Here is a 15,112-nt window from a genome sequence, read left to right on the forward strand (position 1 = left end):
GCGCCCACGCGGCGGAGCCGCACATTGATACGGCCCCGCGCCCCTATGGGGCGCAGGCGAACCACCGCAAGTCAAACTAGCGCTGTTAGTTTTAGAAGTCGACCCGCGCCCTGTCGTCCACCCTCCCCACCGACTCCTGGCCGAACTCCTTCTCGTACGCCCGGCGGATTTCCTCGATCTTGCGGTCGCTGGTCGTCGCCTCGGTCACCGGGTACAGCAGGATCAGCTCGTAGGACCGTTCCTTCTCGATCGTGCCGTTCGCGTCGCGCCACTGGCCCCGCCCGGTCTGCACGGTGAAGCCGTTCGGGAAGTCGGGGGTGATCTCCTGGTCGACGAAGTCCATGAACTGCTCGTCGGTGACGGCCGGGCCGCCGTCGGGGCGCTCGGTGCCGAAGAAGAGCTGAGTCTCGATGTACGGTTCGCCGCGGGCCGGGGCGGCGGAGTCGTCGGTGTCGAGGGTGGCGTACGCGGTCGGGGCGGCCACGGCCAGCAGGAGTCCGGCCGTGACGAGGACGGCGCGGCCACGGGTGAGGCTCGGTTTCATGGCAGTGTTCATGCCCCATCCGTAGCGGGCTTCATTCCTCCAGGTCCGGCAGCCGCGCCGGGGCCGGGCAGATCCGTTCGCCGTGCTGGTCGAAGACGAACAGATGGGCGATGTCGACGAGGAGCGGCACCTGCATGCCGTTCCGGAGGTCGATGTCGGGGGTGGTGCGGACGATGAGGTCGCCGGGCAGCCGGCCCTCGGGCGGGGCGGGGTCGAGCCGTTCGGGTTCCGCGTCCGCGGGGTGGTCCAGCACCACCACGGGGCCGGCTCGCAGGGCGCCCGCCCGCTCCCGGAGCCGGTCGAGCACCGTGCCGCCCTCGCGGCGGCGGCGCCGGGGCCGGCGGACCGGGCGGGGGGCCTCCAGGTCGGGCACGAGGGCGGGGCGGGAGCCGGTGTTGAAGTGGACGAGCACCTCGTGCCCCTGGAACTCCACGTGCTCCACCAGGCCGGTCATCGGCACCTCGCCGGGGCGGGCGGCGGCCGGTTTGGCGAGCCGTACGGCCTCCGAGCGCAGGCCCACGATGACCTCGCGGCCCTGCTGGACGCGGAGCAACTGGTGGTCCTGGGAGAGGGGTTCGGGCAGGCGCAGGTACTGCTTGCCGAGGCTGATGGTCATCGCCCCGTCGAGCGGGGCCCGTACGACGCCGCGCAGCAGGTTGATGCGCGGGGTGCCGATGAAGGCGGCGACGAAGACGTTGCGGGGCAGGGCGTAGACCGTGCGGGGCGTGCCGATCTGCTGGAGGACGCCGCCGCGCAGGACGGCCACCCGGTCGCCGAGCGACATGGCCTCGGCCTGGTCGTGCGTGACGTAGACGGTGGTGACGCCCAACTCGCGGGTGAGCTTGGTGATTTCGGCGCGCAGGTGGTTGCGGAGCTTGGCGTCGAGGTTGGACAGCGGCTCGTCCATCAGGAAGGCGGAGGGGTGGCGGGCGATGGCCCGGCCCATGGCGACGCGCTGGCGTTCACCGCCGGAGAGCTGGGCGGGGAAGCGGTCGAGGAGCTCCTCGATGCCCAGCATGCGGGCGGTGGCGTCCACCCGCGGGCCCGGGTCCTCGTCGGGGGACTCGATGCGCAGCGGGAAGCCGATGTTGCCGCGGCTGGTCATGCTCGGGTAGAGGGCGAAGTTCTGGAAGACCATCGCCATGTCCCGGCCGGACGGCGGCAGGTCGTTGGCGTACTCGCCGTCGAGCAGCAGCTCCCCCTCGTCGATCTCCTCAAGCCCGGCGATCATGCGCAGCACCGTCGACTTGCCGCAGCCGGAGGGGCCGAGCAGGACGAGGAACTCGCCGGGCTCGATGTCCAGCGTGAGCCGTTCCACCACACGGTTTCCCTTGGTGTAGCTCTTGCTGACGTCGTGCAGAGAGATGGCGCGTGACATGAGGGGTGCCCCCGGGGGCTCATTCGGGCGCTGGTGCTCCGCGGTTGGAAGCCCCGTGCGGGTCGTACGGGGCCTGTGGGTCACGGAAGTTAACGGAATGTGTGCGGCCGGGGGAAGGGAATGGGCAGGATCGGACGCGGCGGTCCAGCAGGTGAGAAAGCGGACGGCCGGATTCAGCGCCGGGCCGCGGCCGCGGGCGGCTCGTGCGTCTTCACCAGGTGGGCGAAGACGACGACATTTCCGGAGTAGCCGGTCCTGCGGTCGTAGTCGCCGCCGCAGGTGATGAGCCGCAGTTCGGGGCGGCCCCGGGCGCCGTACACCTCGCGGTTGGGGAACTTGTCCTTCTCGTAGGAGCGGACCGCGTCGACGGCGTAGACGGCGGTGCGGCCGTCGGCGCGCGCCACCTCGATCAGGCGGCCGCGCTTGAGTTCGGTGAGGCCGGCGAAGACGGCGGGTCCGGTGTCGGTGTCGAGATGGCCCACGGCGACGGCGGTCCCCTGCTCGCCCGGTGAGGGCCCGCCCTCGTACCAGCCGACCAGGTTCGGGTCGTCGTCCGGGGGTGCGGGCAGCCGGCGTTCGCGGTCGAGGCGGAGGCTCATGACCGGGGCGTCGAGGTCGAGGTAGTCGATCGCGAGGCGGGCGGCGCGGGAGCGCGGGAGGGGGCGGGGCACGGGGGGCGCCGCCGGGGCAGCCTTCGCGGGTGCGCTCGGAGCGGCCTTCGCGGGTGCGGCCGGCGAGGACTTCGGGGCCGGCCGGCGAGGGGGTGCCGGCCGCTCGGGGCGCCGCGGGTGCTGCGGCCCGCGGACGTCGGTGCCCTGCGGGCGCTGCTGCTGTGCGCCGCGCGCGTCGGTGCGCCCCCCGGTCGGGGCCACCGCCGGGGAGCCCGGCCGGGCGGCTTCGGCCGCCCCGCCGGACTCCCCGCCCTGGGCCCACCAGACGCCGCCCGCCACCAGCGAGACGGTCACCGCGACCGTCCTCGCCAGGCGGTAGGCGCGCGTCCGGTACCAGGGCCTGCGGCGACGCCGGTGGCTGTGGCTACGCGCCATGCGGGCGGCGCCGGAGCCGGAACCACATCACTCCGCCGACCGCGGCCACACCCACGGCGGCGGCGCCGGCCACCGGAGCGAAGGCGTCGTCCTTGGCGAGCCCACCGCCGCCGGCGGGCGGACCGCCGTTCGGGCCGCCGGGGCCGCCAGGACCGCCAGGACCGCCGGGCCCGGTGACGCAGTCGACCTTGAACACCTTCTGCTTGCCCGCGCCCATGCCGCCGTCGATCTTCCAGACGAGCTTGTACATCCCGTCGGGCAGCGTGAAGTCCGCGGTGTGGCCGGAGCCGTCCGGGAGCGAGATCGTGCCGTTGAGCGTGGCGCCGTTGGGGACCGTCGGCTGGGTCGCGATGTTCCAGGTGATGTTCTGGCCGTCGTCGAAGTTCGCGGCGTCGATGTAGAACTTGCAGACCTTCGGCTCGTCCCGCGGGTCGCCGTAGGGCGTGCGCTTGACGTTGTCGTACGGCGCCGTGTGGATCTTGACGGTGCCGTTGTCGCCGGGCGCCAGCGGGGCTGCACCCGCCGCGGGCATCCCGATCAGCGGGCTCACTGCGACGGTGAGGGCCGCGAGGGCGGCGACGCGGCGTGGGTGAGACGTGGTGGGCATGCAGAGTCCTCCGAGTCTGACGATTGTCGTACAAATCGCGCTTCGTCTGACTCTTTGTCACATATCCACGGCGAACGGTGAGCGCCCCGCCCTACGACCCGTCAGTCATCGCCCTTCCGGCCCAAGGTCACCCCCGGCCGACGCCGCCGAACGACCTCGCCGGGCTCCTCGGCCGGCTTCGCCGGGGAGCGCAGCGCGACCGCCGAGGAGAGCAGCAGCAGCGCGCCGAGCATCACGAACGGCGCCGCCACGCCCACGACACCGGCGACCAGGCCGGCCGTGGCGGGAGCGGCGACCTGGCCCAGGCGGTTGCCGGTCAGGCGCAGGGCGAGGGCGGTGGAGCGGGCGCCGTCGGGGGCGGCCTGGACGACCGTCGTCATCGACAGCGGCTGGCCCACCCCTAGACAGAAGCCGAGGACGGCGAGCATCAGGGCCAGCGCCCACACCGGCACCGGCAGGGCGATGCCGACGCACAGCACGGCCGCCAGCAGGCAGGTGACGGTCAGCAGCAACGTCCGCCCCAGCAGCCGCAGCAGGGGCGTGAGCACCAGGCGGCAGGCGATGGTGGCTGCCGCACGCAGGCTGAGCAGCAGGCCGATCACGGACGGGGCGATGCCGCGGTGCTCGCCGACCACCGGAAGGTAGGCCGTGAGGATGTCGGTGGCGGACAGCACGGAGAGGCTGAGGAAGATGCCGCCGGGCACCCCCCGGGCGCGCAGAATACGGCGGACGGGGACGCGGTCGCCTTGCCCGGTACGGGACTTGGCCGCCGTGTCGCGGTGTTCTATGCGCCACAGCGAGGTGCACGCGACGGCCGCGCCCGCGCCCGCGACCAGCAGGGCGAGCGCGCTGGTGCGGGCCATGTCCGGGCCGCCGATCAGGGCGCCCGCGGCGATCGGGCCGACGAGCTGGCCGAGCGAGGCGCCGATGGTGAAGTGGCCGAAGTTGCGGTCCTGTTCGTGCGGGGCGGACTGGCGGGCGACCAGCGACTGGGCGCCGATCACGAAGCAGAGGTGGCCGAGACCCATCACCCCGCTCCACAGGGCCATCGTCCCCAGGGAGCCCGCGAGGCCGCTGAGCGCGCAGCCGCCGGATATGAGGACCACTCCGACGGGCAGCAGGGGCGCGCAGCGGCCGTGGTCGGTACGGCGGCCCAGGGGTACGGCGACGAACAGCGGCAGCAGCGCGTACACACCGGCGATGACACCGATCGCCCGCTCGTCCGCGCCCAGCGCGAGGGCCCGGTAGGACACGGCGGGCCGGGCCATCGACACCGCCCCCTGCGCGAAGCTGAAGGCGATGACGAGGCGGAGCAGCCAGCCGCGGTTCCTACCGGGTGCCATGTGCGCGTTCCTCCGTGGAGTGGATCAGATGATTCCGAAGAGCATGCCCGCACCGAGGATGACGAGGCAGGTGAGGGCGGCCCACTTGACCACGAATTTCGTGTGGTCGCCGAACTCGACCTTGGCCATGCCGACCAGGACGTACACGGCCGGGACGAGCGGGCTCGACATGTGCAGCGGCTGGCCGACCAGCGAGGCGCGGGCCATCTCCAGCGGCGAGACGCCGTGCGCGGCACCGGCCTCGGCGAGGACCGGCAGGACGCCGAAGTAGAAGCCGTCGTTGGACATGAAGTAGGTGAGCGGCAGGCTCAGCACGCCGGTGACCAGGGCCATGTGCGGGCCCATGCCCTCGGGGATGACGTCCACCATCCACTTGGCCATGCTGTCGACCATGCCGGTGCCCTGGAGGACGCCGGTGAAGACGGCGGCGGCGAAGACCATGCCGGAGACGTTGAGGACGTTGTCGGCGTGGGCGGCGAGCCGGGCCTTCTGGTCGGGGATGTGCGGGAAGTTGACGGTGAGGGCGAGCGCGGCGCCGAGCAGGAACAGCACCGGGATCGGCAGCCACTCCATGATCATGGCGGTCAGCAGCGAGACCGTGAGCAGCGCGTTGAACCAGTACAGCTTGGGGCGCAGGGTGGCCCGGTTCGGGTCGAGGCCCTGGAAGTCGTCGTCGTCCTTGTCCGCGTCGGTGCCGGAGCCGGCGCCGCCGGAGGTCGTGCGGGCCGTGCCGTTGCCGGAGCCGCCGGCGCCCACGAGGACCGTCTCGGTCTCCTTCTCCTCGACCAGCACCTCGTCCAGCGTCAGCGTGCCGAGCCGCTTGCGCTCGCGCAGACCGAGCACGTACGACAGGCCGATCACGAAGACCAGGCCCACGGCGAGGGCCGGGATCATCGGGACGAAGATGTCGCTGGCGTCGAGCTTGAGCGCGGTGGCGGCGCGGGCGGTCGGGCCGCCCCACGGGAGGGTGTTCATGACGCCGTTCGCCATGGCGGCGACACCGGTGAGGATGACCAGGCTCATCTTCAGGCGCTTGTACAGCGGGTACAGCGCGGAGACCGTGATCATGAAGGTGGTCGAGCCGTCGCCGTCCAGGGAGACGATCGCGGCGAGCAGCGCGGTGCCGAGGACGATCCGCAACGGGTCGGCCTTCGCGAACTTCAGGATCCCGCGCACGATCGGGTCGAAGAGGCCGACGTCGATCATCACACCGAAGTAGACGATCGCGAACATGAGCATCGCCGCGGTGGGGGCGAGGCTGGTGACGCCTTCGATGACGTAGTCACCGAGATGGGCGCCCTTTCCGACGAACACGCAGAACAGTGCTGGGATCAGCACGAGCGCCGCGATCGGCGACATCTTCTTCATCATGATCAGGACCAGGAAGGTCGCGATCATGGCGAAGCCGAGGATGGTCAGCATGAGTGGATACCTAACGTTCGCCCTTGAACATCCCACCAGGGCCGGCGGTGCGACGACGTTAGGTCTGTTTAAGCGGCCTTAACAAGACGTTGACGTGCGAGCAATAAGCGCAAAACTGCTGGTCACAGCTTTGCGCTGCTCACAGGGCCGCCGCGGTGGCCAGTTCTACCGGTACGCCGTTGAGGACCGCGTTGCCCGACAGCGGGTCGAGCAGACTGCCGTCGAGGAGCTGGTTGACGTTGACTCCGGGGTCCTTCGCGGCGTGGCCGAGGCGGGTGCCGGCCCGGTCGTGGCCCCAGCCGTGCGGCAGGCTCACCACGCCCGGGCGCACGGTGTCGGTGACCTCCGCGGGGGCGACTACCTCTCCCCCGGCGCCCTTCACCCGCACGGGAGCCCCGTCCGTGACCCCGAGACGTGCGGCGTCCTCGGGGTGGATGTGCAGGGTGCAGCGGTTGGTGCCGCCGGTGAGGGCGGGGACGTTGTGCATCCAGCTGTTGTTGGAGCGCAGATGGCGGCGGCCGACGAGGACGAGTCCGTCGGCCTTGCGGCGCACGGCCTCCCGCAGCCTGGGCAGGTCGTCCGCGATCGGCCGCGGCAGCAGTTCGACCTTGCCGCTCCTGGTCTTCAGCGGCTGGGGCAGCCGGGAGCCGAGGGGGCCGAGGTCGATGCCGTGGGGATGCGCGAGCAGCCGGGTGAGGCTCAGCCCGTCCGGTCGTACGCCGAAGCCGTCGCCGTAGGGACCGAGGCGCAGCATCATGTCGAGCCGCCGCTCGGGGCCGGTCTCGCCGGTGAGCAGGCCGGCGAGTTCGCCGGGGTCGCGGCCGTGCACGGGTGAGTGGGCTTCCTTGACGGCCTTGCCGAGGGTCTGGCCGACGACGAGGTCGTCGACCGCGGACGGGTCGGCGCCGTGCATTCCGGTCGCCGCGAGGACCAGCCGGGCGAGGATCTCCGTCTCGGCCATGCGGCCGGGCTCCAGGGGCACGGCGGGCCGGGTGTAGCGGACCTGGTTGCGGACGGCGAGGGTGTTGAAGGCGAAGTCGTGGTGGGGGCTCTGCGAGGGCGGGGGCGGCGGCAGGACGACGTGGGCGTGACGGGAGGTCTCGTTGAGGTAGGGGTCGACGCTGACCATGAAGTCGAGCGAGCCGAGGGCCTTGTCGAGCCGGTCGCCGTCGGGGGCGGACAGGACGGGGTTGGCGGCGACGACGATCAGCGCCCGGACGGGTTCGCCGTCTTCGGTGGCGGTGTCGATCTCCTCGGCGAGCGAGGACAGCGGCAACTCGCCCTTGGCTTCGGGGTGTTTGCTCACCCGGGAGTGCCAGCGGGCGAGCTGGAAGCCGTGGCCGGGCCCGGCGGGGCGGGGTGTCCTGTCGGTGGCCGCCTGCGGGAAGAGGGCGCCGCCGGGGCGGTCGAGGTTACCGGTGAGGATGTTGAGAACGTCCACGAGCCAGCTGGCCAGGGTGCCGTGCGGGACCGTACAGCTGCCGATGCGGGCGTACACGGCGGCGGTGGGGGCGGCGGCGAGTTCGCGGGCGAGGGCGCGGATCGTGCCGGCGTCGATGTCACAGGCGTCGGCGACGGCCTCGGGGGTGAAGTCTTCGAGGGCGCCCCGGAGTTCGTCGATGCCCTGGAGGTGCGGGGTCAACTCCCCCGTGGCCACGAGACCTTCCTCGAACAGGACGTATGCCATCGCGGCCAGCAGCAGCGCGTCGGCGCCGGGGCGGATCGCGAGGTGGCGGTCGGCGAGCCTGGCGGTGCGGGTGCGGCGGGGGTCGATGACGGTGAGGGTGCCGCCGCGGGCCTTGAGCGCCTTGAGCTTGCCGGGGAAGTCGGGGGCGGTGCACAGACTCCCGTTGGATTCCAGGGGGTTGGCGCCGATGAGGAGGAGATGGTCGGTGAGGTCGAGGTCGGGTACGGGGATGGCGTTGGCATCGCCGTACAGGAGCCCGCTGGAAACGTGCTTGGGCATCTGGTCGACCGTGGACGCGGTGAAGATGCTGCGGGTGCCGAGACCGGCGAGCAGGACCGGCGGATAGAGGGCGCCGGCCATGGTGTGGACGTTGGGGTTGCCGAGGACGACGCCGACGGCGTTCGGACCGTGCCGCTCGACCACCGGCCGGATCCCGGCGGCGACCGCGTCGAAGGCCTCCTCCCAGGTGGCCTCGCGCAGCTCGCCGTCCTTGCGCACGAGCGGGGTGCGCAGCCGGTCGGGGTCGCCGTCGACGGCCCCGAAGGAGGCCCCCTTGGGGCAGATGAACCCCTGACTGAAGACGTCGTCCCGGTCACCGCGGGCACCGGTGACACGGGTGCCCTCAATGGTGAGGGTCAGCCCGCAGGTGGCCTCGCACAGGGGGCAGATTCGCAGGGCGGTGCGGGACACGGGTCCTCCCGGGGGCGGCGACGTCGGTGGCGCACGGACAGGGTGAGCATACCGACCGGTATGCATGCTGGGGAGGGGGTGCCGGGGGTGAGGTCGGAAATTCGCGCGGGGTTCAGTCGAATTCAGTCGAAGAGGATGAGGCCGTTGGCCGTGCCGACGACCAGTTCCCCGGAGGGGGCCGCGGCGAGGGCCGTGCAGCGGGAGGGCAGCTCGATGTAGCGGCGCACCCTGCCGTCCCGGATGCCGATCACGGCGAGGGTGCTCCCGTCCGACACGGCGTAGGAATCACCGTCGGGCAGCAGGGCGGCGAACCGCACCCAGTGCCACCACTCGTGTTCGTACGTGGTGGCGGGCCAGGCGGCCGTGGAACGTTGCGGCCTCCGCAGCCGGTTCGCGGCCCGCCGCAGCGGGGCGGGGCCCGGGTCGGGGCCGAAGCGGCGCTCCAGGGCGGCCCACGGAACGATCCTGGTGCGGTCGGCGCCGATCACCATGAGTTCGTCCCCCGTCTTCCCGGGAAGGACGTACACCTCGACCAGGTCGGTCTCCGGCAGCCGCGCCCAGCGGTCTGTCTCCGTGTCCAGGATGCGCACCTCCGTGAACTCGATCTCCACGAGGATCAGCAGCCGGCCGGCGCAGCGGACCGCGCGGAGGTCGCCCAGGGAGGCGATCTCCCCCAGGGCGGTGCACGGCTGGTCCAGCAGCGGGCCGTCGTCGACGTCGTGGACGGCGACCTTGCTCTGCCGGTACCAGCGAGGGGTGGCGGAGTCGCTGCCTCCCCACGACGTGAGTGCCAGCAGTGACTGTGCCTCCCGGTCGCCGGACACCACGGACAGCCGCTCCCGGCCCCTGACGAACACCGGTGGCAGGTCCACGTGTCCTCCCGCCGCAGCCACGGCGTCACCCGGGCCGAAGTCCCAGTACTCCAGCAGCCCCTCCCAGCTGCGTGCGAACAGCAGCTGGCGCCGCGCGCCGTCCTCCGACCGGCGGACCACGGTGGCCAGTTCGTCCACACCGCTGTCGCACACGGGCCGCAACCGGTGGACCAGCCTGCCGCTGCCGCCGTCCCGCACCTCGACCGACCCGTCCGAGCTGCCTGCCGCGACCGCCAGGCGCCCGTCGAGGGGAACCACGGCGACGGCGGGCACGGGACGCACCTCGTCGAGCACCCGCTCCACCCGCCAGCCGGTCCCGTCGGCGGCGAGCCGCCACACATGGCCGGTCTCGTCACCGCACAACAGCCCTTCGTCCGTTGCCCCGAACGAGATGACCGGCTGCGGCATGCGCCGCTCCCAGCCGTCGCCGTACGACACCAGGCGGTGGTCGCCGCCGGAACCGACGAGCCGCGAGCCGACCCAGGCCAGCGCGCACACCCGGAGGCGATGTGCCGTCCGGGCCGGCCCCAGGGGTCTGCACGTGGGCAGGGTCCATTCCCGCACAGTGCCGTCGAAGCCTCCGACGCCCAGCCTCCCCGAGCCGTCGGGGGCGAGGGCGAGGGCGGTCGTCCACACCGGCTCGTCGGGCCGCGGGCCCAGCGCGAACATCCGGCCGGCGCCCACGTCCCAGCAGGCCAGCCGACCCGACCCCGTGCCGACGACGACCACGTCCCGGCCGCGCACCCGGCCGGTGGTCAGCGCGGTGACGACGTCCGGCACGGTGAACTCCTGCTCCGCGACCGGCAGTCCGTCCCTGAGCAGCAGGACGCTCACGCGTCCGCCGTACTCGCCGGTGACGACGAGGTCCCGGCCGTCAGCCGTACGCCCGGTCGTGGCGCAGCCCATCAGCGGGAACGTCCAGACGCCCTGGTACAGCACGCGCCGTCGCCACAGCTCAAGACGCCGGGCCGGGTCCCAGCAGCGGATCATGTTGTCCAGGCCGACGCTGACCAGGGCGGGCACGCCGGACGGGCCACGGATCTCGCCCAGCGCGAGAACGGCTCTCGCGTGGGCCGTGAGCTGGGTGGAGTCGGCCGCGTGCTCGGTGGGCCAGAGCCGGACCATGCCGTCGGAGCCGCCCGCACAGACCGTCCCGCCCGTCACGCAGAGCGCGGTGGCCTCATGGGCCAGGACCTGTCCACCGATGCGTACTCCGGTGACGAGGTCGTACAGCTGGAGTCCGTGCTGGTAGCCCTGGACCGACACGCACACGTGCGGGCCGAGATCGAAGGTCTCCAGTCTGACCGAGGAACCCTCGTCCACCCGCAGCGGCAGACCGATCGGGCGGCCGCTGTCGAGGTCGAAGCGGTGCAGTTGCCCGTCCCAGGTCACCGCGGCGACGATCCACTGCCGGCCCACCCGGTGTACCACCAGCGATGCGACGGGGAGTCGAGCGGTCAGGACGGTCCGCACGGGTTCGCCGCTGGTGAGGGAGGTGACCCGGACCGTGTTGTCGTCACCGGCCGTGACCAGGAGGCGTCCCTGCGGGTGGCCGGTGATCAGGGCGATGCGGGTCACGCCCAGGGTGTGGCCCGTGCGTGCCTCGGCGAGCACGTCGCCCGACTCGACGGAGACCACGCGGACGATCCCGTCGTCGTATCCCAGCAGCAGTGACCTGGCGGGCAGGGCACCGGGGGCCGCGCAGAACGTGATGGCGGTGCTCGACCCGGCCGGAGTGATCGTCCGCAGATGCTCGGCGAGCATCTGGTCCGTCCTGGCCTCCCATTGCTCCTCGGTCCAGGAGCTCACCGAGCGCCGTTGCCGGCGGCCGAGGGACGGGTAGGCCAGTGCTCCGCCGAGGCGGTAGACGGACACGCGGCCGGGGAACCGCAGCGCCGCGAACGCCGGTTCACCCGCCGCGTCGGCGAGCACCGCCACCTGCTCCGCGTACCGCAGCGGTCGCCGCCCCGCCTCCCTGTCGTACCCGGTGTCGGACGGCAGCAGCCAGGTGCGACGCCGGTGGTCCCAGACGTGGAGCAGGCGGGCCCAGTCCTTGCCGTTCTGCGGCCCGGTGTCGAACACGAAGGGCATGCTGGTTCCCACGGCCGCGGCCGCGCAGCCGCGCATTTGGGGAACCGCGGTGAGCGTGTCGCTGTCCAGGCTCAAGCCGCCCGACTCGTGCGCGATCAGGCGCCGGACACCGGAGTTCAGGCCGTACGCGGACACCTCGTCGTCGGACGAGATCTGAAAGTACTCGGCCGATGCGCCGGGGACCACGAGGCCCCGCCGCGGGCTTCCCAGCAGCCCCGGATAACTCCGCGCCCCCTCGTGCGGATTCCACGCGGCCCACCGCGCCCGCCACGGCAGCTCCTCCTCCCCCGCGTCGCACGAGTCGGCCAGGGCCTGGGCCCGGCGGCACACGGCCGCCAGCCGCAGCCGGGCCCGCAGTTCGGGGTCGGACCGCCCGGCTCCGTTGTACGAGCGCAGGACCTCCTCCAGGTCACGCAGGGCCTGTCCGGCCCGGAACCCGTCGGCCGTCCGCAACCGGGGCAGGGCCGCCAGGAGTTGGCCGGGGTCGCAGGAGAGCACGAACCCGGCGTCCTGCACCAGCGGGTCGAGTACACCGCCCTCCCCGGCGTGCAGCGCCAAGTAACGCCGGACGTAGGGGTGTTCGCCGCCCCACAACACCTCCGTCACCGCCCGCTGGACCCGCTCCGGATCCCGCCCCTCCCGCAAGTACTCGATCAGCGCCCGGTGATACACCCGGTACACCGACCCCCCGTCCTCCACGCTCTCCACCACGTACGAGCCCGCCGCCTGCCGCAGCCACACGATGTCCTCGTCGCCGTACGGGCGGCCGGTGATCGCCGAGGCCAGGCGGGGCCAGACGCCCGCCCAGGGCAGGCCGGCGCCCTGGGCGTAGGCGAGCGGGAGGAGGAGGTCGCGGGCGCGGGAGGCCTCCGGCCCCAGCCGCTGGGTGAGGTCCCTTTCCATCGCCTCACCGGGCAGCCGCGGGAGTTCGTCGCGCCACCGCCGGTCGCAGGGGTCGGGCGGGCGCGGTTCCCGGGCGATCGTGAGGGCGGTGATGCGGGCCACCAGGAACGAGCGGCCCGCCGCCTCCGCGACCGCCTCGGCGATCGCATCCAGCAGCTCGGGCGAGGCGGAGCCCTGCGCGGACAGCAGCTTGCGGGCGTAAGCACGGACGGCGTCCGGATCGCCGTACCGCTCGGAGTCGAGGTCGATGCGTGGGGCGGTGGCGGGGAGCCGGTGCGCGATGTGGGGGCGGGCGCCGACCAACAGCCGTAGGGGCAGGCGGCGTTCGGGGTCGGTGAGCGGGGTGAGGAGTTCGTCGACGACCTCGTGCGGGGCGAGTGCCTCGTCGAGGGAGTCGATGAGGACGACGAGGGGGCTCGTACGGGTCTGGAGGTGGGCCGTCAGCGCGCCCAGTGACTCCGCGGCACAGCCTGCCGCCGCGGACAGGGCGTCGAGGAGCTGCCGGGTGGAGAGATGACTGGCGTTGATCCGTTCGTCTACGGCGCCGGAGGAAGGCAGTTCGGCGGGCAGCCCGGCGCGCGGCATGGACGCCGTACGGGACTGGTCGGTGAGGACCGCCACCAGCCCGAGCAGGGACGACTTTCCGGAGCCGGGGTCGCCCGTCACCACGCACAGCCGGTCCTCCCCCCTCCCCGGGGCGAGCCACCCCGTGACGTCCCCGATCGCCACATGCCGCCCGGTGAAGTTCCAGACGTCCTCCGTCGGTACGTCCGTCCCGCGCGCCCGCGGCAGGAAGAAGCCCCGCATGTCCTGCTCGCGGGCGCCGCGTTCGCGCGCCCCGAGGGTGACGATGCGGTCGATCTCCTCCAGCCGGAGTCCGTCCGCGTCGGGGATGTGGCGCGGGTTGGGCAGGAAGGCCGGGATGTCGCCGGTGGCGTGGGTCAGGGACCACACCGGGCGTTGCGCGCGCGGGACTTCGGGGTCGCTGCGGATGGCCGCCATGACGTGTTCGAGGCTGATGTGGGCGGGTGCGTGGCCCGCGGTGGCCTGGCGGCGTACGGCGCGGTCGAAGGCGGCGGACAGGGCGCCGGTGTAGGTCTCCTCCTTGCGGCGGGAGGAGGAGATCAGGACCAGGCCGGTGCTGCCGTGCTCGGTGACCGGCTCGCGGAAGCGGCGGGCCTCCAGCGCCGCGCGCAGGGCGGTGTCGGCGCCCTCCTCGGCGTAGCAGGCGTCGATCAGTACCAGGAGCCGCTCGATGGCGGTGTCCTCCCACAGCTGGGCGACCAGGTCGTCGGTGGGCAGGGCGGTGCGGCGCAGGTCGCGGGCGTCGCTGTCGTGCAGCAACAGGTAGTGGCGGCCGCTGTGTTCGGCCGTGATGCCATGGGTGGCCAGGTAGAGAACGACGTAGTCGTCCGGTCGGCGGTCGGGGGCCTTGGCGAACTCCCCCAAGGCGTCCAGAAGTTGGTTCCGCGTCGGGTCGAGGCCCGGTCGGGCGCCTCTGACGTACCCCAGCTCCCCCAGGAACAGCTCCTCCATCCGCCGTACGTCGTCGGCGAGTTCGGGGCGTTCCGCCTCGGGGTGTGCCTTTACGTCCGTGACGGCGGCGGCGATGAGGAACCGCCGGGCGGGCGCCTCAGCCGAGTCCGCAGCCATCGGTCACCGCCCGGCCCGCCTGCTGGGTGTCGAGATAGCGGGTCGCGTCGTGGGCCCGGCTGCCGTTGTGGACGAGATGACACTCGACGCGGTCGCCGAAGAGCGGGCGCAGGTCCTTCACCAGGGCGACGACATCGCCCTCGTCCGCGATGTTCGTCCATGCGTCGACCCCGCCGGGCCAGGCTCCGGGTTTGGGCAGCCGGTCGTAGACGAGGTTGCGGATGCCGAGCGGCGAGCCGAGCGTCAGCAGGGCGCGCACCGGCCAGTCGGGGTGCGCGCACAGCGCCTCGTAGGCGACGACGCTGCCGAGGGAGTGCCCCACGACGACTTGGGTGCGGTCGGTCACGGCGGCGGCGACGCGCTGCTGCACGGCGTCGCGTACGGCGGGGTCGCACAGGTAGGCGCGGACCTGTTTGAGGTCGAGGACCAGTCCGCGCAGGGCGACGCCGGCGAAGAACCGGGAGCGGCTGAGGGCGTTCAGGGCGCGCTGGACGGTCTGCGGGGTGCGGGCCAGGGTGCGGGCGTCGGGCGGCAGGACGGCCTCGTCGGTGCGGGCGGCCTCCGTCCACAGCGACAGCAGGAGGTCGGTCTCAAAGCCCTCGTCGACGTCGGAGGCGTCGAGAGGCGGGTCCTGGACGGCGAGGGTGCGGCCGGGCGGGCGGAACAGGTCGCCGTAGAAGACGCAACTCATGTCCTGCGCGGGAAGTTGCAGGGAAGCCCCGGCGCGGAGCAGGCCGTCGGTGAGCGCGGGATGCCAGGCGGTGTGCAACTGCCGTTCGCCGGCGTACTGCCGGCCGATTCCGTGGATGCAGACGACCCGAGCCATGGCGTCCCCCCATGCGCGCCCCAAGGGTCTGATCACCTTAGCAACGGGCG

At 72.7% G+C, this 15,112-nt stretch carries 9 protein-coding genes; all 9 read right to left on the reverse strand.

Annotated elements, in window-relative coordinates:
- Nucleotides 1–91: 91 nt before the first annotated feature.
- The 9 genes from AB0Q90_RS26060 to AB0Q90_RS26100 all read right to left on the reverse strand — a co-directional run bounded on the left by AB0Q90_RS26060 (nucleotide 92) and on the right by AB0Q90_RS26100 (nucleotide 15,062).
- Nucleotides 92–556 carry a DUF3574 domain-containing protein gene (locus AB0Q90_RS26060; RefSeq protein WP_363160915.1) on the reverse strand — a complete coding sequence of 155 codons (465 nt, stop codon included), beginning with the start codon at nucleotides 554–556 and terminating at the stop codon, nucleotides 92–94.
- 19 nt (nucleotides 557–575) lie between these two features.
- Nucleotides 576–1,922 (reverse strand): ABC transporter ATP-binding protein, encoded by a 1,347-nt coding sequence (locus AB0Q90_RS26065; protein ID WP_363160916.1) that lies wholly within the window; start codon nucleotides 1,920–1,922, stop codon nucleotides 576–578.
- Between the two features lie 173 nt (nucleotides 1,923–2,095).
- A complete protein-coding gene (locus tag AB0Q90_RS26070) occupies nucleotides 2,096–2,968 on the reverse strand; it encodes a class F sortase (RefSeq protein ID WP_365733693.1) in 873 nt (290 codons plus the stop codon).
- On the reverse strand, nucleotides 2,958–3,575 hold the full coding sequence (locus AB0Q90_RS26075; RefSeq protein ID WP_363164280.1) for a hypothetical protein: 618 nt from the start codon (nucleotides 3,573–3,575) through the stop codon (nucleotides 2,958–2,960). The genes AB0Q90_RS26070 and AB0Q90_RS26075 overlap by 11 nt, the downstream gene beginning before the upstream one ends.
- Nucleotides 3,576–3,676: 101 nt before the next feature.
- Nucleotides 3,677–4,918: an MFS transporter gene (locus tag AB0Q90_RS26080; RefSeq protein ID WP_363164281.1), complete on the reverse strand. Its 1,242-nt coding sequence runs from the start codon at nucleotides 4,916–4,918 to the stop codon at nucleotides 3,677–3,679.
- Nucleotides 4,919–4,942: 24 nt separating this feature from the next.
- A complete protein-coding gene (locus AB0Q90_RS26085) occupies nucleotides 4,943–6,340 on the reverse strand; it encodes a citrate:proton symporter (RefSeq protein WP_363164282.1) in 1,398 nt (465 codons plus the stop codon).
- 139 nt (nucleotides 6,341–6,479) lie between these two features.
- Nucleotides 6,480–8,717, reverse strand: coding sequence for a molybdopterin oxidoreductase family protein (locus tag AB0Q90_RS26090; protein WP_363164283.1), 2,238 nt, complete (start codon nucleotides 8,715–8,717; stop codon nucleotides 6,480–6,482).
- 122 nt (nucleotides 8,718–8,839) lie between these two features.
- Nucleotides 8,840–14,236 (reverse strand): caspase family protein, encoded by a 5,397-nt coding sequence (locus AB0Q90_RS26095; RefSeq protein ID WP_363164284.1) that lies wholly within the window; start codon nucleotides 14,234–14,236, stop codon nucleotides 8,840–8,842.
- Complete coding sequence (locus tag AB0Q90_RS26100; RefSeq protein WP_363164285.1) at nucleotides 14,217–15,062, reverse strand: hypothetical protein; 846 nt, start codon at nucleotides 15,060–15,062, stop codon at nucleotides 14,217–14,219. Before AB0Q90_RS26100 ends, AB0Q90_RS26095 begins: the two co-directional genes overlap by 20 nt.
- Between the last annotated feature and the right edge of the window lie 50 nt (nucleotides 15,063–15,112).

The sequence above is a fragment of the Streptomyces sp. NPDC079141 genome, assembly GCF_040686775.1.
Classification (GTDB): Bacteria; Actinomycetota; Actinomycetes; order Streptomycetales; family Streptomycetaceae; genus Streptomyces.

Excerpts from the sequence above, each read along its gene's own strand:
- AB0Q90_RS26075 (WP_363164280.1), bottom strand. The coding sequence starts at position 3,575 with ATGCCCACCACGTCTCACCCACGCCGCGTCGCCGCCCTCGCGGCCCTC.
- AB0Q90_RS26065 (WP_363160916.1), bottom strand. The coding sequence starts at position 1,922 with ATGTCACGCGCCATCTCTCTGCACGACGTCAGCAAGAGCTACACCAAG.
- AB0Q90_RS26100 (WP_363164285.1), bottom strand. The coding sequence starts at position 15,062 with ATGGCTCGGGTCGTCTGCATCCACGGAATCGGCCGGCAGTACGCCGGC.
- AB0Q90_RS26080 (WP_363164281.1), bottom strand. The coding sequence starts at position 4,918 with ATGGCACCCGGTAGGAACCGCGGCTGGCTGCTCCGCCTCGTCATCGCC.
- AB0Q90_RS26070 (WP_365733693.1), bottom strand. The coding sequence starts at position 2,968 with ATGGCGCGTAGCCACAGCCACCGGCGTCGCCGCAGGCCCTGGTACCGG.
- AB0Q90_RS26085 (WP_363164282.1), bottom strand. The coding sequence starts at position 6,340 with ATGCTGACCATCCTCGGCTTCGCCATGATCGCGACCTTCCTGGTCCTG.
- AB0Q90_RS26095 (WP_363164284.1), bottom strand. The coding sequence starts at position 14,236 with ATGGCTGCGGACTCGGCTGAGGCGCCCGCCCGGCGGTTCCTCATCGCC.
- AB0Q90_RS26060 (WP_363160915.1), bottom strand. The coding sequence starts at position 556 with ATGAACACTGCCATGAAACCGAGCCTCACCCGTGGCCGCGCCGTCCTC.